The organism is Enterobacter sp. CM29, from assembly GCF_013179605.1.
In the GTDB taxonomy this organism is placed as follows: Bacteria; Pseudomonadota; Gammaproteobacteria; order Enterobacterales; family Enterobacteriaceae; genus Enterobacter; species Enterobacter intestinihominis.
The window spans coordinates 1-23,765 of sequence record NZ_JABMCU010000015.1 but is presented as its reverse complement, the minus strand read 5'-3'; the positions used below and the strand labels follow the sequence as shown (position 1 = coordinate 23,765).

25 protein-coding genes are annotated in these 23,765 nt (G+C 55.6%); 15 read left to right on the top strand and 10 right to left on the bottom strand.

The genetic code is table 11. The annotated features are described in order from the left end of the window. The first annotated feature begins 84 nt into the window (after window positions 1–84). The 4 genes from HP459_RS03675 (at window position 85) to HP459_RS03660 (ending at window position 3,834) form a co-directional block, all read left to right on the top strand. Complete coding sequence (locus tag HP459_RS03675) at window positions 85–1,668, top strand: MFS transporter (protein ID WP_022648498.1); 1,584 nt, start codon at window positions 85–87, stop codon at window positions 1,666–1,668. Window positions 1,669–1,672: 4 nt separating this feature from the next. After that, the gene (locus tag HP459_RS03670) at window positions 1,673–2,812 is read left to right on the top strand and encodes a glycoside hydrolase family 105 protein (RefSeq protein WP_045308666.1); all 1,140 of its coding nucleotides are present in this window, start codon (window positions 1,673–1,675) and stop codon (window positions 2,810–2,812) included. 245 nt (window positions 2,813–3,057) lie between these two features. Beyond that, window positions 3,058–3,348: a hypothetical protein gene (locus HP459_RS03665; protein ID WP_032624037.1), complete on the top strand. Its 291-nt coding sequence runs from the start codon at window positions 3,058–3,060 to the stop codon at window positions 3,346–3,348. A 45-nt stretch (window positions 3,349–3,393) separates the two neighbouring features. Then, window positions 3,394–3,834 carry a DUF3421 domain-containing protein gene (locus HP459_RS03660; protein WP_171935945.1) on the top strand — a complete coding sequence of 147 codons (441 nt, stop codon included), beginning with the start codon at window positions 3,394–3,396 and terminating at the stop codon, window positions 3,832–3,834. Between the two features lie 45 nt (window positions 3,835–3,879). Here HP459_RS03660 and argS read toward each other — a convergent pair whose 3' ends face one another. Further along, window positions 3,880–5,613 carry an arginine--tRNA ligase gene (argS, locus tag HP459_RS03655; protein ID WP_022648494.1) on the bottom strand — a complete coding sequence of 578 codons (1,734 nt, stop codon included), beginning with the start codon at window positions 5,611–5,613 and terminating at the stop codon, window positions 3,880–3,882. A gap of 238 nt (window positions 5,614–5,851) precedes the next feature. Between argS and HP459_RS03650 the strand changes: the two genes are divergently transcribed. Continuing rightward, window positions 5,852–6,412 (top strand): VOC family protein, encoded by a 561-nt coding sequence (locus tag HP459_RS03650; protein ID WP_063150080.1) that lies wholly within the window; start codon window positions 5,852–5,854, stop codon window positions 6,410–6,412. A gap of 78 nt (window positions 6,413–6,490) precedes the next feature. Beyond that, complete coding sequence (cutC, locus tag HP459_RS03645) at window positions 6,491–7,234, top strand: copper homeostasis protein CutC (protein ID WP_023300450.1); 744 nt, start codon at window positions 6,491–6,493, stop codon at window positions 7,232–7,234. A gap of 198 nt (window positions 7,235–7,432) precedes the next feature. Here the strand turns inward: cutC and cmoB are convergent, their stop codons facing one another. Genes cmoB through HP459_RS03620 form a run of 5 tightly spaced genes read right to left on the bottom strand, consistent with a single transcriptional unit; the run spans window position 7,433 to window position 11,013 of the window. Then, entirely contained in the window at window positions 7,433–8,404 is a 972-nt protein-coding gene (gene cmoB, locus HP459_RS03640) for a tRNA 5-methoxyuridine(34)/uridine 5-oxyacetic acid(34) synthase CmoB (RefSeq protein ID WP_015570275.1), read from the bottom strand. Further along, window positions 8,401–9,144: a carboxy-S-adenosyl-L-methionine synthase CmoA gene (cmoA, locus tag HP459_RS03635; protein WP_048965809.1), complete on the bottom strand. Its 744-nt coding sequence runs from the start codon at window positions 9,142–9,144 to the stop codon at window positions 8,401–8,403. The genes cmoB and cmoA overlap by 4 nt, the downstream gene beginning before the upstream one ends. Before the next feature lie 40 nt (window positions 9,145–9,184). Beyond that, window positions 9,185–9,580 (bottom strand): MAPEG family protein, encoded by a 396-nt coding sequence (locus tag HP459_RS03630; protein WP_003859737.1) that lies wholly within the window; start codon window positions 9,578–9,580, stop codon window positions 9,185–9,187. Window positions 9,581–9,631: 51 nt separating this feature from the next. After that, a complete protein-coding gene (locus tag HP459_RS03625; protein WP_023300448.1) occupies window positions 9,632–10,450 on the bottom strand; it encodes a DUF72 domain-containing protein in 819 nt (272 codons plus the stop codon). Further along, window positions 10,447–11,013, bottom strand: coding sequence for a hydrolase (locus HP459_RS03620; RefSeq protein WP_023300447.1), 567 nt, complete (start codon window positions 11,011–11,013; stop codon window positions 10,447–10,449). The genes HP459_RS03625 and HP459_RS03620 overlap by 4 nt, the downstream gene beginning before the upstream one ends. A gap of 263 nt (window positions 11,014–11,276) precedes the next feature. Here HP459_RS03620 and aspS point away from each other — a divergent pair, with 263 nt between their 5' ends. From aspS to ruvB, 6 genes are all read left to right on the top strand, one after another. Beyond that, complete coding sequence (aspS, locus tag HP459_RS03615; RefSeq protein ID WP_171935944.1) at window positions 11,277–13,049, top strand: aspartate--tRNA ligase; 1,773 nt, start codon at window positions 11,277–11,279, stop codon at window positions 13,047–13,049. A 1-nt stretch (window position 13,050) separates the two neighbouring features. Further along, window positions 13,051–13,494, top strand: a complete 444-nt coding sequence (nudB, locus tag HP459_RS03610; RefSeq protein ID WP_023300445.1) for a dihydroneopterin triphosphate diphosphatase — start codon at window positions 13,051–13,053, stop codon at window positions 13,492–13,494. A gap of 27 nt (window positions 13,495–13,521) precedes the next feature. Continuing rightward, window positions 13,522–14,262 (top strand): YebC/PmpR family DNA-binding transcriptional regulator, encoded by a 741-nt coding sequence (locus HP459_RS03605; RefSeq protein ID WP_003859747.1) that lies wholly within the window; start codon window positions 13,522–13,524, stop codon window positions 14,260–14,262. A 34-nt stretch (window positions 14,263–14,296) separates the two neighbouring features. Beyond that, window positions 14,297–14,818 carry a crossover junction endodeoxyribonuclease RuvC gene (gene ruvC, locus HP459_RS03600; protein WP_014884319.1) on the top strand — a complete coding sequence of 174 codons (522 nt, stop codon included), beginning with the start codon at window positions 14,297–14,299 and terminating at the stop codon, window positions 14,816–14,818. Window positions 14,819–14,898: 80 nt separating this feature from the next. Next, a complete protein-coding gene (gene ruvA, locus HP459_RS03595; RefSeq protein WP_022648487.1) occupies window positions 14,899–15,513 on the top strand; it encodes a Holliday junction branch migration protein RuvA in 615 nt (204 codons plus the stop codon). An 8-nt stretch (window positions 15,514–15,521) separates the two neighbouring features. Then, entirely contained in the window at window positions 15,522–16,532 is a 1,011-nt protein-coding gene (ruvB, locus tag HP459_RS03590) for a Holliday junction branch migration DNA helicase RuvB (RefSeq protein WP_006811035.1), read from the top strand. Between the two features lie 52 nt (window positions 16,533–16,584). Here ruvB and znuB read toward each other — a convergent pair whose 3' ends face one another. Together znuB and znuC are read right to left on the bottom strand one after the other, a co-directional pair. After that, window positions 16,585–17,370 carry a zinc ABC transporter permease subunit ZnuB gene (znuB, locus tag HP459_RS03585; RefSeq protein WP_022648485.1) on the bottom strand — a complete coding sequence of 262 codons (786 nt, stop codon included), beginning with the start codon at window positions 17,368–17,370 and terminating at the stop codon, window positions 16,585–16,587. After that, window positions 17,367–18,122, bottom strand: coding sequence for a zinc ABC transporter ATP-binding protein ZnuC (gene znuC / locus HP459_RS03580; protein WP_003859757.1), 756 nt, complete (start codon window positions 18,120–18,122; stop codon window positions 17,367–17,369). Before znuC ends, znuB begins: the two co-directional genes overlap by 4 nt. A 77-nt stretch (window positions 18,123–18,199) precedes the next feature. Between znuC and znuA the strand changes: the two genes are divergently transcribed. From znuA to lpxM, 3 genes are all read left to right on the top strand, one after another. Continuing rightward, window positions 18,200–19,144, top strand: coding sequence for a zinc ABC transporter substrate-binding protein ZnuA (znuA, locus tag HP459_RS03575; protein WP_032677373.1), 945 nt, complete (start codon window positions 18,200–18,202; stop codon window positions 19,142–19,144). A gap of 15 nt (window positions 19,145–19,159) precedes the next feature. Next, window positions 19,160–20,479 carry a murein DD-endopeptidase MepM gene (gene mepM / locus HP459_RS03570; RefSeq protein WP_022648483.1) on the top strand — a complete coding sequence of 440 codons (1,320 nt, stop codon included), beginning with the start codon at window positions 19,160–19,162 and terminating at the stop codon, window positions 20,477–20,479. Window positions 20,480–20,598: 119 nt separating this feature from the next. Beyond that, window positions 20,599–21,570, top strand: coding sequence for a lauroyl-Kdo(2)-lipid IV(A) myristoyltransferase (gene lpxM, locus HP459_RS03565; protein WP_022648482.1), 972 nt, complete (start codon window positions 20,599–20,601; stop codon window positions 21,568–21,570). 43 nt (window positions 21,571–21,613) lie between these two features. Here the strand turns inward: lpxM and pyk are convergent, their stop codons facing one another. Next, a complete protein-coding gene (gene pyk, locus HP459_RS03560) occupies window positions 21,614–23,056 on the bottom strand; it encodes a pyruvate kinase (RefSeq protein ID WP_003859767.1) in 1,443 nt (480 codons plus the stop codon). Window positions 23,057–23,170: 114 nt separating this feature from the next. Further along, the coding region (gene hexR, locus HP459_RS03555) for a transcriptional regulator HexR (protein WP_171935943.1) at window positions 23,171–23,765 on the bottom strand (595 nt) is incomplete at its 5' end.

Sequence of the window (23,765 nt, the reverse complement as noted above, 5' to 3'; positions counted from 1 at the left end):
GATACTTTTACTGTAGCCGTGTAAAAACTCCCGGACGAGGTTTGCTTACAGGGAGTCTCCCAAAACTGATTAGGGTTGACGGCAATGAAAACACGTAAAATTGGACTCGCAAATTATCTTGCTTACGGTTCAGGGGACTTCCTCGGAGCGGGGACTACCGCCCTGACGGCCGCCTGGCTTTTGTATTTTTATACGACCTTCTGTGGACTCACACCGATTGAAGCAACCTTTATCTTCGCCGCCGCAAGGGTGCTGGATGCGGTTGTCAGTCCGTTAATGGGCTTTTTAACCGATAATTTTGGTACCACCTGGCTGGGTAAACGTTTTGGCCGGCGTAAGTTCTTCATCCTGCTCGGTATTCCCTGCGTTTTCAGCTACTCGCTGATGTGGGTAGGGGACATGAGTTTCTGGTATTACCTGCTGACGTATCTGATCTTTGATATTGTTTACACCATGATTCTGGTGCCGTATGAAACGCTGGTGCCGGAAATGACTGACGATTTCAAACAAAAAACCAAATTCTCCGGGGCGCGTATCTCCATGGCCCAGATGTCCGCCATTCTAGCCTCCTTCCTGCCGGGGATCCTGCTCACGCATTTCGGCAAAGACAACGCGATCTCCTTCTTCTATGCAAGCCTGGTCTTCTCCGTACTTTGCGCGCTGATGCTTACTTTCGTCTGGTTCTTCACCTGGGAGCGTCCGCGGGAAGAGTGGTCTGAAGCAGCCCTGCGCGCTGAAGAAGAGAAGAAAAAGCTGACCCTGGGACAGAGCCTGAACCGTCTTTTTGTCGAATTAAGTTCGACGCTGCGTATCAAGATTTTCCGCCAGCATCTGGGCATGTATCTCGGCGGCTATATTGCCCAGGATGTGTTCAACGCCGTATTCACCTATTACGTGGTGTTTGTGCTGATGCAGGAAGCATCCATGGCGTCCAACCTGCTGGGCACGATGGCCATCTTCCAGTTCCTCGCCGTGATTGGCATGATCCCGCTGTGCATTCGCTTCGGACCTGCGCCGTCTTACCGCATGGTGGTCGTGCTGTTTGGCCTGGCCTCGCTCTCTTACGCGGTGCTTTATTACGCGGGCCTGAGCGACGTTTACGCTCTGCTGCTGCTGATCTCTGCGGTTGCCGGTCTTGGCCGCGGGGGTATCAACTACGTACCGTGGAATACCTACACCTACATTGCTGACGTGGACGAAGTGATCACCGGTCAGCGTCGCGAAGGGATCTTCGCGGGCATCATGACGCTGACCCGTAAAGCGTCCCAGGCCGGTGCGGTAATGCTGGTGGGGATCGTGATGCAGATGTCTGGCTTTGTCAGCGGTCAAAAAGTGCAGCCTGCGGAAGTGAGCCACACTATCCTGATGATCCTGAGCGTCGGCACCATTCTGGTACTGTTCTGCGGCTTCCTGGTCTCCCTGCGCTTCAAACTCAATTTGCAGACCCACAGCACCCTGCGTGAAGAGACCGCGAAAATGCGCGAGTCCGGCCATGCGATGCCGGAGGCGGCGACCCCGCAGGCCCGCGCCACCGTGGAGATGCTGGCCGGTATGCCGTATGAATCCCTGTGGGGCAACAACAATATCGGTTACCTGAATCGCAACAAGCCGGCGGCCCCTTCGCTGAAGGATCGTGCGGTACTGAATTCGACATACAACAGAGGTTAAGATGATGAAAGTTTGGCCTGTCAAACATAGCCCGTTACTGCGTCAGCCTGAGCGCTTTATCGCCAGGGATGAACTGAAATCGCTGATTCAAAAGGTGACGCATAATCTGGTCAATATCCACGACAAAACGGGTGAGTTTTTGCTGCGGCTGGACGACGGGCGCGTGATCGACACCAAAGGCTGGGCCGGATGGGAATGGACGCACGGCGTTGGTTTGTACGGTATCTGGCAGTATTACTGCCAGACCGGTGACGCAGGCATGCGCGAGATTATCGACAGCTGGTTTACTGACCGTTTCGCAGAAGGCGCAACCACCAAAAACGTGAATACCATGTCGCCGTTCCTGACACTGGCGTATCGCTACGAAGAGACCAAAAACCCGGCCTGGTTGCCGTGGCTGGAAAGCTGGGCGGAATGGGCGATGAATGAGATGCCGCGCACCGAACATGGCGGCATGCAGCACATCACACTGGCGGAAGAGAACCATCAGCAGATGTGGGATGACACGCTGATGATGACGGTGCTGCCGCTGGCGAAAATCGGCAAGCTGCTTAATAAGCCGGAGTACGTCGAGGAGGCGATCTATCAGTTCCTGCTCCACGTACAGAACCTGATGGATCGTGAGACGGGGCTGTGGTTCCACGGCTGGAATTACGACGGCAATCACAACTTTGCCCGGGCCCGCTGGGCGCGCGGCAACAGCTGGCTGACCATCGTGATCCCGGATTTCCTCGAACTGGTGGATCTGCCAGAAAACAACGCCGTTCGTCGCTATCTGGTGCAGGTGCTAAATGCGCAGATCGCCGCACTGGCAAAATGTCAGGATGAGAGTGGATTGTGGCATACGCTGCTGGACGATCCTGATTCTTATCTGGAGGCGTCGGCCACGGCAGGGTTTGCCTACGGCATTCTGAAAGCCGTGCGCAAGCGGTATGTCGGCGCAGAGTATGCAGAGGTGGCGGAGAAAGCGATCCGCGGTATCGTGCAAAACATCTCGCCGGAAGGGGAACTGCTGCAAACGTCCTTCGGGACGGGGATGGGCAGCGATCTGGCGTTTTACCGCCAGATACCGCTGACCTCGATGCCGTATGGCCAGGCAATGGCGATTCTGTGTCTGACGGAATATTTACGGAAATATTTTTAATACCTGAATAATAATCTCATTACTGCAAAGCCTCTTTTAGAAGAGGCTTTTTTTTATAATGGCACCGGGAAAATACCTTACGCTATCAATATCAGGCGTGTTATATATTGATGGGGTGAATACTAGGCTGGAAATACGTTGCGCTTAGTATTAAATCGTGATTTTCTTCACAAAACACAATCCGTATTTATCCTATTTTTTATCTGCGTTAAGATTCTTCTAATATTCATACAAGGAGTGATGCAATGGAAAATACAATGGGCGGTATTATCGTTAACCCTGCTGTAAATATGCATGCTGATAAAATGTCTGAAGAACATATCAATATGTTCGACACGGTTTTCAAGGATATTGATGGTGCGGGTTATTTCCCACTACTGTATGTCGGAAGCCAGCTTGTGGCTGGCCAGTTCCATACCTTTATTGCGCTTCGCCGTTTTATCCATGCGGAAGGCCCGGAAAAATCACTGGTTAAGGTGATTATTTTTCAAAGCCTGAATAATGACTTTGCCATTCATTCAATTTCTGAGTTTTAATGATTTTAACTACGGATAATTATTTAGACTGAAAAGGACATCATTATGTGGAAATCAGCGAAAAGAGATGAGTTTATCCCATTGGACGCGCCTGTAGCAGGTTATGAAATAGGTGTTCCTGGTATCAAAGGACCATCTCCATTGTTTATTATTCGCGCAAAAGTGAATGGTGGGATTCATCCGGGGAAATGGGTGTTCGGCAATACGGCATGGGTCCCATGGGGAGGAAGAGAGCACTTTTGTAATGAATTTGAAGTTTACGTGGGCGCTTTAAAATGGGTAGACGTTAAGGATAAACATTTCCCACCGAATATGGTTGAGGCGGGACATGAAGCCAATGGCACTAAGCTCTACGTTGCCCGTGCAAAATTCGATAACGGTCTCTTTTTGGGTAAAGCTGGAAGTCACCTCAGCAGAGGTTGCTGCATCGGCTATAACGGCAGAGAGTATGAATTAGATACCTTCCAGGTACTCGTTCACGACTGATGGCGTTCATTTATAAAAAAACCCGGCAACCGCCGGGTTTCTTTTTTACATACGTTCTATGGTTTCGATACCCAGGGTATCCAGACCCAGTTTCAGGGTCTTCGCCGTCAGCTGCGCCAGCTTCAGGCGGCTGTTACGCACCGCTTCGCTCTCGGCGGTCAGGATAGGGCAGTGTTCGTAGAAGCCAGAGAACAGACCGGCCAGATCGTAAAGGTATGCACACATAACGTGCGGCGTACCGTCGCGCGCGACCACAGAGAGCGTCTCTTCGAACTGAAGCAGGCGGGCAGCCAGCTGTGCTTCACGGTCTTCGGTAAGGGTCACCGTGGCGTTCGCCAGCACGCTTTCGTCAATACTGGCTTTACGGAAGACGGAGAGTACGCGGGTGTAAGCGTACTGCATGTACGGCGCCGTGTTGCCTTCAAACGCCAGCATGTTGTCCCAGTCGAAGATATAGTCGGTGGTACGGTTCTTGGAGAGATCCGCGTATTTTACCGCACCGATCCCAACCGCGTTAGCCAGTTTCTCCAGCTCGTCAGCAGGCATGTCCGGGTTCTTCTCGGCCACCAGGCGACGGGCGCGCTCCAGCGCTTCATCCAGCAGATCGGAGAGCTTCACGGTGCCGCCTGCACGGGTTTTGAACGGCTTACCGTCTTTACCCAGCATCATGCCGAACATGTGGTGTTCCAGCGGCACGGAATCCGGCACATAACCCGCTTTACGCACGATAGTCCACGCCTGCATCAGGTGCTGGTGCTGACGGGAGTCGATGTAATACAGCACGCGGTCTGCATGCAGGGTTTCGTAACGGTATTTCGCACAGGCGATATCGGTGGTGGTGTAGAGATAGCCGCCATCCTTTTTCTGGACGATCACGCCCATCGGTTCGCCTTCCTTGTTTTTATACTCATCAAGGAATACTACCGTTGCGCCTTCGCTTTCCACCGCCAGGTTTTTGGCTTTCAGGTCCGCCACAATGCCCGGCAGCATCGGGTTATACAGGCTTTCACCCATTACGTCGTCGCGGGTCAGGGTCACGTTCAGACGGTTATAGGTAAGCTGGTTCTGGGACATGGTGATGTCCACCAGCTTGCGCCACATCTCGAGGAAGTACGGATCGCCGCCTTGAAGTTTCACCACGTAGCTGCGCGCGCGCTCGGCAAAGGCTTCGTCTTCGTCGTAGTGTTTTTTGGCTTCACGGTAGAAACCTTCCAGGTCTGCCAGCGCCATTTCGCCTGCGTTTTCCTGCTGCTGTTTTTCCAGATATGCGATCAGCATACCGAACTGCGTGCCCCAGTCGCCTACGTGGTTAGCGCGGATCACCTTGTGACCGAGGAACTCCAGGGTACGCACGGCCGCATCACCGATAATGGTGGAGCGCAGGTGACCGACGTGCATCTCCTTCGCCACGTTTGGCGCGGAGTAGTCAACCACCACGGTCTGCGCTTCTGGCTGAGCCACGCCCAGACGGTCAGATTTCAGCGCCGCGTCAACGTGGCTTGCCAGGAACGCAGGCTCAAGGAAAATGTTGATAAAGCCCGGACCGGCGATTTCGGTTTTGCTGGCGATGCCGTTGAGATCCAGATGCGTCAGTACCTGCTCAGCGAGCTGTCGCGGCGGCATGCCCAGTTTTTTAGCCACTGCCATCACGCCATTAGCCTGATAGTCGCCAAACTGTACTTTCGCTGACTGACGAACCTGTGGTTCGCAATCCGCAGGCGCACCTGCGGCAATCAGTGCCTGACTGACTTTTTCTGAGAGAAGAGCCTGAATATTCACCTGGATACCTTACGTTTTTGATGCGGGTAAAAAACACCCACGCCAGTTTAAGAATTTAGGGCGGGAGTATACTGCAAATGGCCTCGGGCGTCAGCCCTGCGGGGGGCGAAGATTGCTCAGAATCCAGGCGAAGACGGTATGCATAATCATGCAGTCAAAAAAACCGTGATTCTGCGGTTGGTCGACAGAGATCAACAGAGTAAATTAGCGGCTTTGCGACACGAAACGAGACTGACCTATGGCGAACTGGCACACCATTGACGAACTGCATGATATTTCCGCAGATTTACCGCGCTTCACCCAGGCGTTCACAGAACTTGCCACCCGTCTCGGGCTGGATATCGTGCCGCTTGAGGCCGATCACATCTCTTTGCGCTGCCACCAGAATGCCACCGCAGAACGCTGGCGGCGTGGCTTTGAGCAGTGCGGAGAACTGCTGTCAGAGAATATCATTAACGGTCGCCCGATTTGCCTGTTCAAACTTCACGCGCCGGTTACTGTGGCGCACTGGCAATTCACCGTTGTGGAACTGCCCTGGCCAGGAGAGAAGCGTTATCCGCACGAAGGCTGGGAGCATATCGAAATTGTTCTGCCTGGGGAGCCCGAGACGCTGAACGCCCGTGCGCTGGCGCTGCTTTCCGACGAGGGGTTAAGCCAGCCGGGTATTTTCGTCAAAACCAGCTCGCCAAAAGGTGAGCGCGAACGCTTACCGAACCCTACGCTTGCCGTAACGGACGGCAGCGTGACGGTGAAATTCCATCCCTGGACTATTGAGCAGATCGTCGCCAGCGAAGCGTAAGCACTGTGAGCGTCGATCCAGACACGAATCGGGCAACGTGCCACGATGGTACGTTGAGTAAAATTTAAGGAGGATGACATGGCGCTGCTGGAAATTTGTTGTTACAGCGTGGAGTGTGCCGTCACTGCGCAACGGCAGGGGGCCGATCGCATCGAGCTTTGCGCGGCACCGAAAGAAGGGGGATTAACCCCGTCCTTTGGCGTGCTGAAATCAGCCCGTCAGGCCATCACCATTCCGGTGCACCCGATTATTCGCCCGCGCGGCGGTGATTTTTGTTATACGGCGGGTGAGTTCAGTGCCATGCTTGAGGATATCGCCCTCGTCCGTGATTCCGGTTTTCCGGGCCTGGTGATCGGTGTGCTGGATGAAGACGGAAACATCGATCTTTCGCGTATGCGCCAGGTCATGCGTGCAGCCCAAGGAATGGCGGTCACTTTTCATCGTGCGTTCGATATGTGTCAGGATCCGATACAAGCCTTTGATACGCTGGCAGAACTGGGCGTGGCGCGCGTTCTGACGTCGGGCCAGCAGCCCTCGGCTGAAAAAGGACTGAAATTAATTACGGAACTAAAAGCACATTCCGGTGTTCCAATAATCATGGCGGGCGCAGGAGTACGCGCCAGCAATCTGGAACTGTTTTTAAACGCAGGGGTGGAAGAGTTGCACAGCTCGGCGGGTAAATGGATACCTTCACCCATGCGTTATCGCAATACAGGGTTGTCAATGTCGACGGATGCTGAAGCGGATGAGTACTCGCGCTACGGTGTGGATGGAGAGTCGGTTGCGGAAATGAAATCGCTGATTGAACGTCATCACGTGTAGCAACGTACCGATTTTTACCGCGCATCATGTCGCCCAATATGATGCTTGCTTGTACCAGGCCCCTGCAATTTCAACAGGGGCCTTTTTTTATTCTTGCCCCTCACCCTAACCCTCTCCCCACAGGGGAGAGGGGACTGCACGGTGCGGTCTTTTCACCCTCGCTCCTTTGGGGAGAGGGCCGGGGTGAGGGGATAAATACTACGGCTTCGTTGCAATCAGCACCGCACGCATCGGGGCCGGATAGCCTTCGATGGTTTTACTGTGATCGTCCGGGTCGAGGAACTGCTCCAGCGATTCGGTGATCATCCAGTCGGTGCGACGCTGTTCCTCAACCGACGTCACGCACACATCGGCGATGCGTACATCGACAAACCCACATTTCTCCAGCCAGTTCTTCAGCGCCAGCGCGGAAGGGATGAAGTAAACGTTGCGCATCTGCGCATAGCGATCGCCCGGCACCAGAACGGCATGTTCATCGCCTTCGATGACCAGCGTTTCCAGCACCAGCTCACCGCCGCTGACCAGCTGATCTTTCAGTTGCCAGAGATGCTCCAGCGGGGAGCGACGGTGGTACAGCACGCCCATCGAGAACACGGTATCAAACGCTTTCAGGGCAGGGAGTTGCTCGATACCCAGCGGCAGCAGGTGCGCGCGCTGGTCGTTACCCAGCAGCTTTCGCACCGCTTCAAACTGGCACAGGAACAGCTGCATCGGATCGATACCGACGGCCAGATGCGCGCCTGCGCCGATCATGCGCCACATGTGATAGCCGCTACCGCAGCCCACGTCCAGAATAGTGCGCCCGGTCAGGTCGGATAAATGCGGCAGAACGCGATCCCACTTCCAGTCTGAGCGCCATTCGGTATTGATGTTCACGCCGTACAGCGAGAACGGCCCTTTGCGCCACGGCATCAGGTTACGCATCAGCGTTTCGATGCGGTTGATCTGCCCGGCCGGGAGCGGCTCTTCGCTCTCCGCCGTCACGCTGTGCAGTAAATCCAGACGATGAGGCGTCAGTTCAGGCAGAAACTCCACGGCGTTGGACCACTGCTTCAACAGACCATGCTGCTGATCGCGCTGCCAGGTGGCAATTTGCGCAGGCAGGGTTTCCAGCCAGTGGGATAGGTGGTTTTTGGCAATCAGCTGATAGAAATTACCGAACTCGATCATGCTGCGTCTCCGGCTTTCAGCGCCACCAGAGAACCAAAGTTAAAGCACTGGAACCACAGTTCGCTGTGTTCAAATCCGGCTTTGCGCAGGCGCGCTTTGTGTGTTTCAACGGAATCCGTCAGCATGACGTTTTCAAGCATGCTGCGCTTCTGGCTGATCTCCAGCTCGCTGTAGCCGTTTGCACGCTTGAAATCATGGTGCATATTGAACAGCAATTCGCCCACGCTGGCGTCTTCAAAGCTGAATTTCTCAGACAACACCAGCGCGCCGCCCGGGTTGAGGCCCTGATAAATTTTATCCAGCAACCGCTGACGATCGTCCGGCACCAGGAACTGAAGGGTAAAGTTCAGGACCACCATCGAGGCGTTCTGGATGTCGATATCGCGGATATCGCCTTCCACCACCTCCACAGGCGTAGGGGCTTTATACGCGTCAATGTGGCGACGGCAGCGTTCAACCATGGCCGGTGAGTTATCGACAGCCACAATCTTGCAGCCATCGTGATGAACGTTACGACGAATGGACAGCGTTGCCGCTCCCAGCGAACAGCCCAGGTCATAGACCTGCGTGCCGGGTTGAACGAAACGCTCCGCCAGCATGCCGATCATGGAGATGATATTGGAATAACCGGGAACAGAGCGCTGGATCATATCCGGGAAGACTTCGGCTACCCGTTCATCAAAGGTCCAGTCGCCCAGGCTGGCGATAGGCGCGGAAAAAAGCGTGTCGCGATCTGACATAACGTAAAAATCCGGGAAAAATAAAGGGGCATATTGTGCGCTAATGGAAGGAGAAAACCAACTCCCACGGCATATACCAAAGGTTAGCCAGCACCATCAGCAAAAGCGAGCACCAGGTCGCGCTCATGCCGGAACGACGCCAGCGGATCAGGCGGTGGTGAAAACCATAATAATGCATCAAACGCCCTGCAATCAGCAGCAGCCCACAGACGTGCACCATCCAGGTTTCTGCGCCATCCATCTCCATTAACAGCAGTAAAATTAACGCGACGGGAATGTACTCGACCGCGTTGCCGTGGATCCGGATTGCGCTTTGCAGCTCAGAAAAGCCCCCGTCACCGTAGGAGACGCGGTACTGCATTCTCAGGCGCACAACATCAAATGAAAATTTAATCAGCAGTAATGCACCTAACACCGCGTACAGCGCGCTGACCATACTAACTCCCTGTTTTTGGCAGATGGCACGTCTCTATGATAGGGGGTGATTTCAGAAAAGAGAAGATTGTTGTGGGATGGACGGCGCGGGGCCAACCGACGGAACCGCCTGCTGCAAGGCCTGCCAGAGAGCATCGACCAGTTCAGGTGCCTGGGCAATATCCGGCGTATGTAAAAACAGGTACGGAGTGGTGGTTTGCTCCCATTTCGCGAGCGTTTGCAGCCAGACGGCGAACATCTCCTCATTCTGTTGCATGTTATCGCTGCCGATAAACCGGACCATCGGGTTCTGCGCGGTAACAATGGCGTGAACCGGTACTTTCGGTTTTTTGCGCTGGGCATCAACAACGGCTTCGCTGTGCGGGATTGCGCTGTGCACGGGGCGGCTGTCGAGGATCACGCGGTTGACTGATCGTTCATGCAGGCCGCGATTCAGCGCTTTCTCCGCGTCGCCTTTGGCAAAGAAATCTGGATGCCTCACCTCCACACCGTACGTGAAATCGTGGGGCAGGGCGTCGAGAAACTGCCAGAGGGCTTGTAGATCGCGCGGGCCGAACGTGGCGGGAAGCTGGAGCCAGTACTGGCCAACACGGTTTGCCAGGGGCGACATCCGGGTGAAAAACTCGTGGGTTAAATCATCGCAGTTTCGCAGCGCGGCGTTGTGGGAGATGGTTGCCGGAAATTTGAAGCAAAAGCGGAAATCGTCGGTGGTTTGCTCGCGCCAGCGCTCGACGATCTCCGTGCGTGGCAGAGCGTACAGCGTGGTATTGCCCTCCACGCAGTTAAAGTGTCGGGCATACTCTTCAAGGCCAGTAATACCCAGGCGCACCCATTTCGGGTGCGACCACTGGGGCAAACCCACGTACATCATAGCGCGCTGAGGATCTCATCCGTGCTGCGCACGCGACCAATACGCGGGAAGATATGGGTCATGCTGCCCTGATGCTGATCCGCAGAGGCTGCGCTGCACGCATCTTCCGCTATCACCAGATTAAAGCCCAGCTCCCAGGCGTTACGGGCGGTGGATTCCACACCGATGTTGGTGGAGATCCCGCACAGAATAATAGTGTCTATCCCGCGACGGCGCAGCTGGAGCTCCAGGTCAGTGCCATAGAATGCGCCCCACTGGCGTTTGGTGACTTCTACATCGCTGTCGCGTTTACCGAGCGAGACCGGGTATGTCCACCAGTTGTCCGGCAGCGCATGCGCCGGGGCCTGAGCATCAACTGGCTGCTTTAGCGCTTCGGCGAAATCAGTGGACCAGCCGACGCGCACCATGACGACAGGCGCACCGCTGGCCCGGCATTTTTCCGCCAGACGCGCAGCACGGCTTACAACATCGTCAGCGGTGTGTGGACCACCGGCAAAAGGCAGGATCCCTTCCTGTAAATCAATGACCACAAGGGCGGTTTTGGTGGCATCAAGCGTTAACATTGTCACTCCAGTAAAATTAATTGCTTTTTTACACCTTACGACGGGATGGCCTGTTATCGGTCGGATAATTTTGTTAATTTTTGTGAGAATAGACAATAAGAGCACAGCAAACACGCGTCAGGCCGTGCTTCGCTCTTATCGTGCGGCAGAATTTCCAGTATAATAGCCGCCTTTTTTCATCCAGTTGTGACATACAGAAAGCTGCGACATCGTAGCCTGTAAGACAGGCGACAATCAGCCTGCGGCTAATTAAGGGATATCTCATGCGTACAGAATATTGCGGGCAGCTGCGTCAGTCCCACGTCGGGCAGCAGGTCACCCTGTGTGGTTGGGTCAATCGTCGTCGCGATCTTGGTAGCCTTATCTTTATTGATATGCGTGACCGCGAAGGTATCGTTCAGGTGTTCTTCGATCCGGATCGCGCTGATGCGTTGAAGCTGGCCTCTGAGCTGCGTAATGAGTTCTGCATTCAGGTGACGGGCACCGTGCGTGCGCGTGACGAGAAAAACATCAACGCCGATATGGCGACCGGTGCTATCGAAGTGCTGGCGTCCGATCTGGTGATTATCAATCGCGCAGAAGCGTTGCCGCTGGACTCCAACCACGTCAACACCGAAGAAGCGCGTCTTAAATACCGCTACCTGGATCTGCGTCGCCCGGAGATGGCTCAGCGCCTGAAAACCCGTGCGAAAATCACCAGCCTGGTGCGTCGCTTTATGGATGACCACGGTTTCCTCGATATCGAAACCCCGATGCTGACCAAAGCCACGCCGGAAGGCGCGCGCGACTACCTGGTGCCATCCCGCGTCCATAAGGGCAAATTCTACGCGCTGCCACAGTCACCACAGCTGTTCAAGCAGCTGCTGATGATGTCCGGCTTCGACCGCTACTATCAGATCGTGAAATGCTTCCGCGATGAAGATCTGCGTGCAGACCGTCAGCCAGAATTTACCCAGATCGATGTGGAAACCTCCTTCATGACCGCCGAGCAGGTGCGTGAGGTGATGGAAGCCCTGGTGCGTAGCCTGTGGAACGACGTAAAAGGCGTTGAGTTGGGCGATTTCCCAATCATGACCTTCGCGGAAGCCGAGCGTCGCTACGGCTCCGACAAACCAGACCTGCGTAACCCGATGGAGCTGGTGGACGTGGCAGACCTGATGAAAGCCGTTGAGTTCGCGGTCTTTGCTGGTCCGGCTAACGATCCGAAAGGCCGCGTGGCTGCCCTGCGCGTACCGGGCGGTGCTGCGCTGAGCCGTAAGCAGATTGACGACTACGGCAACTTCATCAAGATCTACGGTGCGAAGGGTCTGGCCTATATTAAAGTAACCGAGCGTGCTAAAGGTCTGGAAGGCATTACCAGCCCTGTTGCGAAATTCCTGAATGCGGACATCGTGGAAGCTATTCTGGAGCGCACCGGCGCGCAGGACGGCGACATGATCTTCTTCGGCGCAGACAACAAGAAAGTCGTTGCGGATGCGATGGGTGCGCTGCGCCTGAAGCTCGGCAAAGACCTGAACCTGACCGATGAAAGCAAATGGGCCCCGCTGTGGGTGATCGACTTCCCAATGTTTGAAGACGACGGTGAAGGCGGCCTGACCGCGATGCACCACCCGTTCACCTCGCCAAAAGACATGACGGCGGCGGAACTGAAGGCTGCACCGGAAGATGCGGTAGCGAATGCCTACGATATGGTTATCAACGGCTACGAAGTGGGCGGCGGCTCCGTGCGTATTCACAGCGGTGAAATGCAGCAGACCGTGTTCGGCATTCTGGGCATTAACGAGCAGGAGCAGCGCGAGAAGTTTGGCTTCCTGCTGGACGCCCTGAAATACGGTACGCCTCCGCACGCGGGTCTGGCCTTTGGTCTTGACCGTCTGACCATGCTGCTGACCGGCACCGACAACATCCGTGATGTTATCGCCTTCCCGAAAACCACCGCAGCGGCGTGTCTGATGACTGAAGCGCCAAGCTTTGCCAACCCGGCCGCGCTGGCTGAGCTGGGCATTGAGGTGGTGAAGAAGGAAGAGAAAAACTGATATGGCATATAAGCGTCCCGTTTCGGTTCTGGTGGTCATTTATGCAGAAGACTCGAAGCGGGTGCTGATGTTGCAGCGGCGCGACGATCCTGATTTCTGGCAGTCGGTTACCGGCAGTCTGGAAGAGGGAGAGTCCGCGCCGCAGGCCGCCGCGCGTGAAGTAAAGGAAGAGGTCGCCATTGACGTTGCTCGCGAGCAACTGACCCTGAAGGACTGTCAGCGCACGGTGGAGTTTGAAATTTTTAGCCATTTACGTCATCGCTATGCACCGGGAATTGAGCGCAATACGGAATCGTGGTTCTGCCTTGCGCTTCCCCATGAGCGGGAGATCGTGTTCACGGAACACCTGACCTACCGCTGGGTGGATGCGGCGGATGCCGCCGCACTGACCAAGTCATGGAGCAACCGGCAGGCGATAGAAGAATTTGTAATTAACGCTGCCTGAGAAGGCGCGATTTTTGGAGAACTTTTTATGGCAGGTCATAGTAAGTGGGCCAACACCAAACACCGTAAAGCGGCACAGGATGCCAAACGCGGTAAAATCTTTACCAAAATCATTCGTGAGCTGGTAACAGCGGCGCGTCTGGGTGGCGGCGATCCGGCCTCTAACCCACGTCTGCGCGCGGCGGTGGATAAAGCCCTGTCCAACAACATGACGCGAGACACCCTGAACCGTGCAATCGCACGTGGCGTGGGCGGTGATGAAGACGCGAACATGGAAACCATCATTTATGAAGGTTACGGTCCTGGCGGTACGGCGGTGATGGTAGAGTGCCTGTCCGACAACCGTAACCGTACCGTCGCGGAAGTGCGCCACGCGTTCACCAAAACCGGTGGTAATCTGGGCACTGACGGTTCCGTTGCTTACCTGTTCAGCAAAAAAGGCGTCATCTCCTTCGAGAAAGGCGACGAAGATGCGATCATGGAAGCGGCGCTGGAAGCCGGTGCGGAAGACGTTGTGACCTACGACGACGGCGCTATCGATGTCTACACCGCATGGGAAGAGATGGGTGCCGTGCGCGATGCGCTGGAAGCGGCAGGTCTGAAAGCGGATAACGCTGAAGTGTCCATGATCCCTTCCACAAAAGCGGACATGGATGCAGAAACCGCACCGAAACTGCTGCGTCTGATCGACATGCTCGAAGACTGCGACGACGTGCAGGAAGTGTATCACAACGGTGAAATCTCTGATGAGGTTGCAGCGACTCTCTGATGAGAGCCTGTAAACCGTTTACGGGAGACGCGTGATGTCGATTATCCTCGGGATTGACCCCGGCTCACGCGTCACCGGGTATGGCGTTATCCGTCAGGTGGGACGCCAGCTAACCTACCTCGGCAGCGGCTGTATTCGTACCAAAGTGGACGATCTGCCGTCGCGCCTGAAGCTCATTTATGCGGGCGTGTCGGAGATCATCACCCAGTTTCAGCCGGACTTTTTCGCCATCGAGCAGGTCTTTATGGCGAAGAACGCTGACTCGGCGTTAAAGCTCGGGCAGGCGCGCGGCGTGGCGATAGTTGCCGCCGTGAACCAGGACCTGCCAGTGTTTGAATACGCGGCCCGTCAGGTTAAGCAGACGGTGGTGGGCATAGGTAGCGCGGAGAAAAGCCAGGTGCAGCACATGGTGCGTACCCTGCTGAAGCTCCCGGCGAACCCGCAGGCCGACGCCGCCGATGCGCTGGCCATTGCGATTACCCACTGCCACGTCAGCCAGAACGCGATGCAAATGAGCGAGTCGCGGCTCAATCTGGCGCGAGGCAGATTACGATAATGACAAATCAGGCTGGATGTTTATCCAGCCTTTTTTTATTATGTCGGCAGATAATTTCATCCAGAACGCAGGAGCGTCACGTGATAGGCAGACTCAGAGGCATCATCATTGAAAAACAACCCCCGTTAGTGCTGCTGGAAGTGGGTGGCGTGGGCTATGAAGTCCATATGCCGATGACCTGCTTCTACGAGTTGCCGGAGGCGGGCAAAGAGGCGGTTGTCTTTACCCAGTTTGTGGTGCGTGAGGACGCTCAGCTGCTGTACGGATTCAATAACAAACAGGAACGCACTCTGTTCCGCGAATTAATTAAAACCAACGGCGTCGGGCCCAAGCTGGCCCTAGCGATTCTGTCCGGTATGTCAGCGCCACAGTTTGTGAATGCCGTTGAGCGCGAAGATCCGGCTGCGTTAATTAAACTTCCGGGCATCGGCAAGAAAACCGCCGAGCGCCTGATTGTCGAGATGAAGGACCGCTTTAAAGGTTTGCATGGCGATCTGTTCACTCCGGCGGCCGATCTGGTGCTGACTTCACCGGGCGGGCCAGCGACGGATGATGATGCCGAGCAGGAAGCGGTTGCCGCGCTGGTGGCGCTGGGCTATAAACCTCAGGAGGCCAGCCGTATGGTGAGTAAAGTTGCCAAACCGGATGCCAGCAGTGAAACTCTGATTCGTGAAGCGCTGCGCGCTGCATTGTGAGGTAAAGGATGATTGAAGCAGACCGCCTGGTATCGGCAGGCACCATTCAGCCAGATGACGTGGTGGATCGCGCGATCCGTCCAAAGCTGCTGGATGAGTACATTGGCCAGCCGCAGGTTCGTTCTCAGATGGAGATTTTCATCCAGGCGGCAAAGCTGCGCGGCGATGCGCTCGATCACCTGCTGATTTTTGGTCCGCCGGGGTTAGGTAAAACCACCCTGGCGAATATCGTCGCCAACGAAATGGGCGTTAACCTGCGTACCACCTCCGGCCCGGTGCTGGAGAAAGCAGGGGACCTGGCGGCGATGCTGACCAACCTCGAACCGCATGACGTGCTGTTTATCGATGAAATCCACCGCCTGTCACCGGTGGTGGAGGAAGTGCTCTATCCGGCGATGGAGGATTACCAGCTGGATATCATGATCGGCGAAGGCCCGGCCGCGCGCTCGATCAAAATCGATCTGCCACCGTTTACCCTGATTGGCGCCACGACCCGCGCCGGCTCGCTGACCTCACCGCTACGCGACCGTTTTGGTATCGTGCAGCGTCTGGAGTTTTATCAGGTGCCCGACCTTCAGCATATTGTGGGGCGCAGCGCGCGCTACATGGGGCTGGATATGAGCGAAGAGGGAGCGTTTGAAGTGGCGAAGCGCTCCCGCGGTACGCCGCGTATCGCCAACCGCCTGCTGCGTCGCGTGCGTGATTTTGCCGAGGTGAAGCACGATGGCACCATTTCGGCGGACATTGCTGCGCAGGCGCTGGATATGCTGAACGTTGATGCCGAAGGCTTTGACTATATGGACCGTAAGCTGCTGCTGGCAGTGCTGGATAAGTTCTTTGGCGGGCCGGTGGGGCTGGATAACCTGGCGGCGGCAATTGGCGAAGAGCGTGAGACTATTGAAGATGTGCTGGAGCCATATCTGATCCAGCAGGGCTTCTTACAGCGTACCCCGCGTGGTCGTATGGCGACGGTGCGGGCGTGGAATCATTTCGGCATCACGCCGCCCGCGATGCCGTAAGTAGCGATTAATGGTAGCCCCGGTAAGCGAAGCGCCACCGGGGACATGCTGACTACTGCGCGGTTTTTTTCATCATACTGAAAATAAACAACACCGCCGCGCACAATACCACCGACGGCCCCGCTGGCGTATCATAGAACGCCGAGAAGGTTAAGCCGCCCGTCACCGCGATCATTCCGATAATCACCGCGATACCGGCCATTTGCTCCGGCGTACGCGCAAAACGACGCGCCGTGGCGGCAGGGATTATCAACAGCGACGTGATGATCAGCGCGCCAACAAATTTCATCGCTACCCCGATGGTTAACGCCGTCACCAGCATCAAGAGCAGCTTCACGCGCTGAAGCTTCACGCCGTCGACAAAGGCCAGATCGGGGCTGACGGTCATTGCCAGTAAATTCCGCCACTGCCACAGCAGGATCCCGAGCACCACCACCACGCCAATGGCAATGGAAATCAGATCTTCGGGCGTGACGGCCAGCAGATCGCCGAACAGATAGGCCATCAGGTCCACGCGGATGTTGGACATCAGGCTCACCACCACCAGGCCCAGCGACAGGGCGCTGTGCGCCATAATGCCGAGCAGGGTATCAATGGCCAGGTGAGGGCGTTTTTCCAGCCAGACCAGACCGGCGGCCAGCAGCAGCGTGACGACAATCACCGCATAAAACGGGTTTACGTCCAGCAACAAACCAAACGCGACACCCAGCAATGACGCATGGGCCAGCGTATCGCCGAAATAGGACATTCTGCGCCAGACGACAAACGAGCCGAGTGGACCCGCGGCGCAGGCAAGCATAATCCCGGCCAGCCAGCCGGGCAATAACAGTTCAATCATGAGTGTCCATTTCCCCGACGCAGGACAATTCGTCCCTGTAAATCATGGCGGTGATTGTGATTATGGCGATAGATGCCCAGCTGTTCGGCGCCACGATGGCCAAACATGGAGATAAATTCGGGATGCATTGACACCACTTCCGGCGTGCCGGAACAACAGATGTGATGATTCAGGCACAGCACTTCGTCGGTTTTGGCCATTACCAGATGCAGATCGTGGGAGACCATCAGCACCGCGCAGTTAAGCTCCCGACGGAGCTGGTCGATAAGATCGTACAGCGCAACCTGACCGTTGACGTCGACACCCTGCGTCGGCTCGTCCAGGACCAGCAGCTGAGGGCTGCTGAGCAGGGCGCGGGCAAGCAATACGCGCTGGGTTTCACCGCCCGACAGCTTTTGCAAAGGCGCCTCAACAAGATGTCCCGCCTGAACGCGTTTTAGCGCCGGTAGGATATCCGCTTTACGCGTACCGGGACGGAGACGCAGGAAGCGGCTCACCGTCAGGGGCAGGGTGGCATCAAGATGTAATTTTTGCGGCACATAGCCGATACGCAATTTGTCCTCGCGGACGATAACACCTGCGTCAGGGGCTACCAGGCCTAATACGACGCGCACCAGCGTCGATTTGCCTGCACCGTTAGGGCCGAGCAGCGTGAGTATTTTGCCGGGCTTCAGATTCAGCGACACGTCAGAAAGGACGCGGCGCTGGCCGAATGAGACCGAAACATTTTCAAGAGAAACTAAAGTCGTCATGTCAATTTAAGCTTGCAGAAGTCATCGAATGTTATAATATCACATTCCACGCATTCATTACGATGATTAGTCGCATTATGTTACAGAAAAATACGCTTCTTTTCGCAGCTTTATCCGCTGCTCTTTGGGGGACAACAGCACAAGATGTTAACGCTGCCGTTGTCGCTTCGCTTAAACCACTTGGCTTTATCGCCGCTGCCATCGCCGACGGTGTGACGGACACAGAGGTTCTTCTGCCTGACGGGGCCTCCGAGCATGATTATTCTCTGCGTCCGTCTGATGTAAAACGCTTACAGAACGCGGACTTAGTCGTCTGGATTGGTCCTGAGATGGAAGCGTTCATGCAGAAATCCGCTAAACAGGTCCCTGCGCAGAAACAGGTGACGATTGGTGAGCTGTCCGCTGTGAAACCGTTGCTGATGAAAGGGGCTGAGGACGAGGGCGATGAACACGACCACGACCATGCTCATGGCGAAAAAGGTGACGACCATCACCATCACGGTGAATACAACATGCATCTCTGGCTCTCCCCAGAGATAGCGCGGCTTACAGCGGTTGCAATCCACGACAAATTAGTGGAACTTATGCCGCAAAGTCGAATCAAACTCGACGCCAACCTGAAGGATTTTGAGGCTCAATTAGCCGCAACCGACAAACAGGTAGGTAACGAGCTCGCACCGCTTAAAGGAAAAGGGTACTTCGTTTTTCATGATGCCTACGGGTATTACGAGAAACATTACGGTCTGACCCCATTGGGGCATTTTACCGTCAACCCTGAAATTCAGCCTGGTGCGCAGCGTTTACATGAAATCAGAACACAGTTGGTTGAGCAAAAAGCGACATGCGTTTTTGCTGAGCCACAGTTCAGGCCAGCGGTCGTAGAAGCCGTGGCCAGGGGAACATCCGTGCGCATGGGAACCCTTGACCCGCTAGGTACGAACATCCAGTTGAGCAAAGCGAGCTATTCGCAGTTCCTCAGCCAACTGGCGAATCAGTATGCGAGCTGCCTGAAAGGAGATTAACGAGGAAGTGAATACGTGCAACAGATAGCCCGCTCTGTCGCCCTGGCATTTAACAATCTGCCTCGACCCCACCGCGTTATGCTGGGGTCGCTTACAGTTCTCACGTTAGCGGTCGCCGTCTGGCGGCCCTATGTTTACCACCCGAGTTCTGCCCCTATTATTAAAACTATCGAACTGGAGAAGAGCGAGATCCGCTCTCTGCTGCCTGAGGCCAGCGAGCCTATCGATCAGGCCGCACAGGAAGATGAAGCTATTCCCCAGGATGAGCTGGATGACAAGATCCAGAATGAAACCGGCATTCATGAATATGTTGTTTCTACTGGCGATACGCTGAGCAGCGTCCTGAACCAGTACGGTATCGACATGGGCAACATTAGCCAGCTTGCCGCATCCGATAAAGAGCTGCGTAACCTGAAAATTGGTCAGCAGCTTTCCTGGACCTTAACGCCCGACGGCGATCTGCAACGTCTGACCTGGGAGATGTCCCGTCGCGAAACCCGCACCTACGATCGCACCGCAAACGGTTTCAAAATGACCAGTGAAATGCAGCAGGGCGACTGGGTTAACAGCGTGATGAAAGGGACCGTCGGCGGCAGCTTTGTTTCCAGTGCCCGCGATGCTGGCCTGACCAGCGCTGAAATCAGCTCGGTGATCAAAGCCATGCAGTGGCAGATGGATTTCCGCAAACTGAAAAAAGGCGATCAGTTCTCTGTCCTGATGTCCCGCGAAATGCTGGACGGTAAGCGCGAGCAGAGCCAGCTGGTGGGTGTTCGCTTGCGTTCAGACGGCAAAGACTACTACGCCATTCGCGCGGAAGACGGTAAGTTCTATGACCGCAGCGGTACGGGTCTGGCAAAAGGCTTCCTGCGTTTCCCAACGGCGAAACAGTTCCGTGTCTCCTCCAACTTTAACCCGCGTCGTCTGAACCCGGTAACGGGTCGCGTAGCGCCGCACCGTGGCGTTGACTTCGCCATGCCGCAGGGCACGCCAGTGCTGGCGGTAGGTGATGGTGAAGTGGTCATGGCGAAACGCAGTGGTGCTGCTGGCTACTACGTGGCTATTCGTCACGGTCGCACGTACACCACCCGCTACATGCACCTGCGTAAACTGCTGGTCAAACCGGGCCAGAAAGTGAAACGTGGCGATCGCATCGCGCTGTCCGGTAACACAGGCCGGTCGACGGGCCCGCACCTGCACTACGAAGTGTGGATCAACCAGCAGGCGGTTAACCCGCTGACGGCTAAACTGCCGCGCACCGAAGGGCTGACCGGGAAAGATCGCAAAGATTACCTGGCGCAGGTGAAAGAGGTGATGCCACAGCTGCGCTTCGACTAAGCTAACACCCTCAAAAATAAGCCGGCGTCAGTGTGCGCCGGCTTTTTCTTTTGTACGCGGACGGCTGCCTCGCTACACTATCTGAATATATTTTTGCGTCACCAGACCCTGGAACCCGCATGGAAACCAAAAAAAACAATATTGAGTACATTCCCGAGTTTGAAAAATCCTTTCGCCACCCGCGTAACTGGGGCGCCTGGCTTGGCGTATACGCGTTTGCTGGCATGGCGTTACTACCTGCTTCCCTCCGCGATCCGGTTCTCGGAAAAGTGGGGTGCCTGGCAGGGCGCTTAGGTAAAAGCGCACGCCGCCGGGCGCAAATAAACCTTCTGTACTGCTTCCCGGATAAAACCGACGTCGAACGCGAAGCAATCATTGATGACATGTATACCACCGCGCCACAGGCCATGGCGATGATGGCGGAACTGGCGCTGAAAGGGCCGGAAAAGATCGTCGACCGCGTTGACTGGAAAGGGCTGGAAATCATCGACGAGATGCGTCGCAATGATGAAAAAGTGATTTTCCTGGTGCCGCACGGTTGGGGGGTCGACATTCCGGCAATGTTAATGGCATCGCAGGGCCAGAAAATGGCGGCGATGTTCCATAATCAGGGAAACAAAATCTACGATTTCGTCTGGAATACCGTGCGCCGTCGCTTTGGCGGACGCCTGCACGCCCGTAACGATGGCATTAAGCCTTTCATTCAGTCGGTACGTCAGGGTTACTGGGGCTACTATCTGCCCGATCAGGATCATGGTCCTGAGCACAGCGAGTTTGTCGATTTCTTCGCGACCTATAAGGCTACGCTACCCGCGATTGGTCGCCTGATGAAAGTCTGCCGCGCCCGCGTGATCCCGCTGTTCCCGGTTTATGACGGTAAAACGCATCGCCTGAGCATTGAGGTACGTCCGCCGATGGACGATCTGCTGACCGCGGACGATCGCACCATTGCACGCCGCATGAATGAAGAGGTGGAAGTGCTGGTGGGACCACATAAGGAGCAATATACGTGGATCCTGAAGTTGCTCAAAACGCGTAAACCTGGCGAAACAGAGCCGTACAAGCGTAAAGAGCTTTTCCCGAAGAAATAGGAAACCTTCACCCCTCTCCCCTTAGGGGAGAGGGGATCGGAGCTTACTCTACGGTCAGTACGCGGGTGGTATTGGTTGAGCCGATGGTGCTCATCACGTCACCCTGCGTCACGATAACGATATCACCGGATACCAGATAACCTTTGTCGCGCAGCAGGTTCACAGCATCGTGCGCGGCGGCCACACCGTCATTGGTGCTGTCGAAGTAGACTGGCGTCACGCCGCGATACAGCGCCGTCAGGTTCAGCGTACGCTCGTGACGGGACATGGCGAAGATCGGCAGACCGGAGCTGATGCGAGACGTCATTAGCGCGGTACGGCCAGATTCGGTCATGGTGATGATCGCCGTGACCCCTTTCAGGTGGTTGGCTGCGTACATCGCGGACATCGCAATCGCTTCTTCCACATTGTCGAACTGGATATCCAGGCGGTGCTTGGAGACGTTAATGCTTGGGATCTTCTCCGCACCCAGGCAGACGCGCGCCATGGCGGCCACGGTTTCCGCCGGATACTGACCCGCAGCGGTTTCTGCTGACAGCATCACCGCGTCAGTACCATCCAGCACGGCGTTCGCCACGTCCATGACTTCCGCACGGGTTGGCATTGGGTTGGTGATCATGGATTCCATCATCTGGGTGGCGGTGATCACCGCGCGGTTCAGCTGACGCGCGCGACGGATCAGCGCTTTCTGGATACCGACCAGTTCAGGGTCGCCAATTTCCACGCCCAGATCACCACGGGCAACCATCACCACGTCAGACGCCAGGATCACGTCGTCCATCGCGTCCTGATCGCAGACCGCTTCAGCGCGTTCCACTTTCGCAACGATTTTCGCATCGCAGCCTGCATCACGCGCCAGGCGGCGAGCATAGTTCAGATCTTCGCCGCAGCGGGGGAAGGAGACGGCCAGATAATCCACGCCGATCTGCGCTGCGGTCACGATATCCGCTTTGTCTTTATCGGTCAGCGCTTCGGCAGACAGGCCACCGCCGAGTTTGTTGATGCCTTTGTTGTTGGAGAGCGGGCCGCCGACGGTCACTTCGGTGAACACCTTCATACCCTGAACTTCCAGCACTTTCAGCTGTACGCGTCCGTCGTCCAGCAGCAGGATGTCGCCAGGCACAACGTCAGCAGGCAGACCTTTGTAGTCGATACCCACTTTTTCCTTATCGCCTTCGCCTTTGCTCAGGTTGGCATCCAGCAGGAATTTATCGCCGATGTTGAGGAAGACTTTGCCTTCTTTAAAGGTCGATACGCGGATTTTTGGACCTTGCAGGTCACCGAGGATAGCAACATGGCGGCCCAGTTTAGCTGCGATTTCACGCACTTTGTCGGCACGTAATTTATGGTCTTCTGGCGTACCGTGAGAGAAGTTCATGCGCACCACGTTGGCACCCGCGGCGATAATCTTTTCGAGGTTATTATCGCGGTCGGTGGCCGGGCCTAGGGTGGTGACGATCTTGGTTCTGCGAAGCCTTCTGGACATGTAATACTCCGTTGACTGAAACAACTTTGGTGTTGCGTGAACATAGAATCGGCCTTCATCTATCGCAAGGCAGTAGCGAGGGGACCGAATGCCGTAAATCGTACATCGTCGTTATTAGGGAACATCGCTCTTTATAAGCAATTCTTTATCAAAACGCGATTCTTTCAGGGCTTCCTTGACCCGCTTCAAGTTATCCCGGAATTTTGCGCCCCGGCGTAAAGTAAAACCGGTCGCCAGCACGTCGATGACCGTCAGCTGCGCCAGGCGGGAGACCATCGGCATGTACATGTCGGTGTCTTCCGGTACGTCCAGGGTGATGGCGAGCGTTGCTTCCCGGGCCAGCGGCGTACCTGCCGTCGTCAGGGCGATGACCATCGCATCGTTGTCACGCGCGAGTTGCGCCAGCTCCACCTGGCTCTTGGTGCGGCCCGTATGGGAGATGAGTACCACGACATCATCTTCGCTACAATTCATACAGCTCATGCGTTGCAGCACAATGTCATCGGAGTAAATCACCGGCACGTTAAAGCGAAAGAACTTATTCATGGCGTCATGCGCCACGGCGGCGGACGAGCCAAGGCCAAAGAAGGCGATCCGTTTGGCCTGCGTGAGAAGATCGACCGCGCGATTCACTGAACTCATGTCCAGAGACTGGCGAACATGGTCGAGCGTGGCCATTGCCGATTCAAATATTTTTGCGGTGTAAGCA

Coding starts and splice junctions, on each gene's coding strand:
- HP459_RS03675 (WP_022648498.1), top strand. CDS start 85: ATGAAAACACGTAAAATTGGACTCGCAAATTATCTTGCTTACGGTTCA.
- HP459_RS03670 (WP_045308666.1), top strand. CDS start 1,673: ATGAAAGTTTGGCCTGTCAAACATAGCCCGTTACTGCGTCAGCCTGAG.
- HP459_RS03665 (WP_032624037.1), top strand. CDS start 3,058: ATGGAAAATACAATGGGCGGTATTATCGTTAACCCTGCTGTAAATATG.
- HP459_RS03660 (WP_171935945.1), top strand. CDS start 3,394: ATGTGGAAATCAGCGAAAAGAGATGAGTTTATCCCATTGGACGCGCCT.
- HP459_RS03650 (WP_063150080.1), top strand. CDS start 5,852: ATGGCGAACTGGCACACCATTGACGAACTGCATGATATTTCCGCAGAT.
- cutC (WP_023300450.1), top strand. CDS start 6,491: ATGGCGCTGCTGGAAATTTGTTGTTACAGCGTGGAGTGTGCCGTCACT.
- cmoB (WP_015570275.1), bottom strand. CDS start 8,404: ATGATCGAGTTCGGTAATTTCTATCAGCTGATTGCCAAAAACCACCTA.
- cmoA (WP_048965809.1), bottom strand. CDS start 9,144: ATGTCAGATCGCGACACGCTTTTTTCCGCGCCTATCGCCAGCCTGGGC.
- HP459_RS03630 (WP_003859737.1), bottom strand. CDS start 9,580: ATGGTCAGCGCGCTGTACGCGGTGTTAGGTGCATTACTGCTGATTAAA.
- HP459_RS03625 (WP_023300448.1), bottom strand. CDS start 10,450: ATGATGTACGTGGGTTTGCCCCAGTGGTCGCACCCGAAATGGGTGCGC.
- HP459_RS03620 (WP_023300447.1), bottom strand. CDS start 11,013: ATGTTAACGCTTGATGCCACCAAAACCGCCCTTGTGGTCATTGATTTA.
- aspS (WP_171935944.1), top strand. CDS start 11,277: ATGCGTACAGAATATTGCGGGCAGCTGCGTCAGTCCCACGTCGGGCAG.
- nudB (WP_023300445.1), top strand. CDS start 13,051: ATGGCATATAAGCGTCCCGTTTCGGTTCTGGTGGTCATTTATGCAGAA.
- HP459_RS03605 (WP_003859747.1), top strand. CDS start 13,522: ATGGCAGGTCATAGTAAGTGGGCCAACACCAAACACCGTAAAGCGGCA.
- ruvC (WP_014884319.1), top strand. CDS start 14,297: ATGTCGATTATCCTCGGGATTGACCCCGGCTCACGCGTCACCGGGTAT.
- ruvB (WP_006811035.1), top strand. CDS start 15,522: ATGATTGAAGCAGACCGCCTGGTATCGGCAGGCACCATTCAGCCAGAT.
- znuB (WP_022648485.1), bottom strand. CDS start 17,370: ATGATTGAACTGTTATTGCCCGGCTGGCTGGCCGGGATTATGCTTGCC.
- znuC (WP_003859757.1), bottom strand. CDS start 18,122: ATGACGACTTTAGTTTCTCTTGAAAATGTTTCGGTCTCATTCGGCCAG.
- znuA (WP_032677373.1), top strand. CDS start 18,200: ATGTTACAGAAAAATACGCTTCTTTTCGCAGCTTTATCCGCTGCTCTT.
- lpxM (WP_022648482.1), top strand. CDS start 20,599: ATGGAAACCAAAAAAAACAATATTGAGTACATTCCCGAGTTTGAAAAA.
- pyk (WP_003859767.1), bottom strand. CDS start 23,056: ATGTCCAGAAGGCTTCGCAGAACCAAGATCGTCACCACCCTAGGCCCG.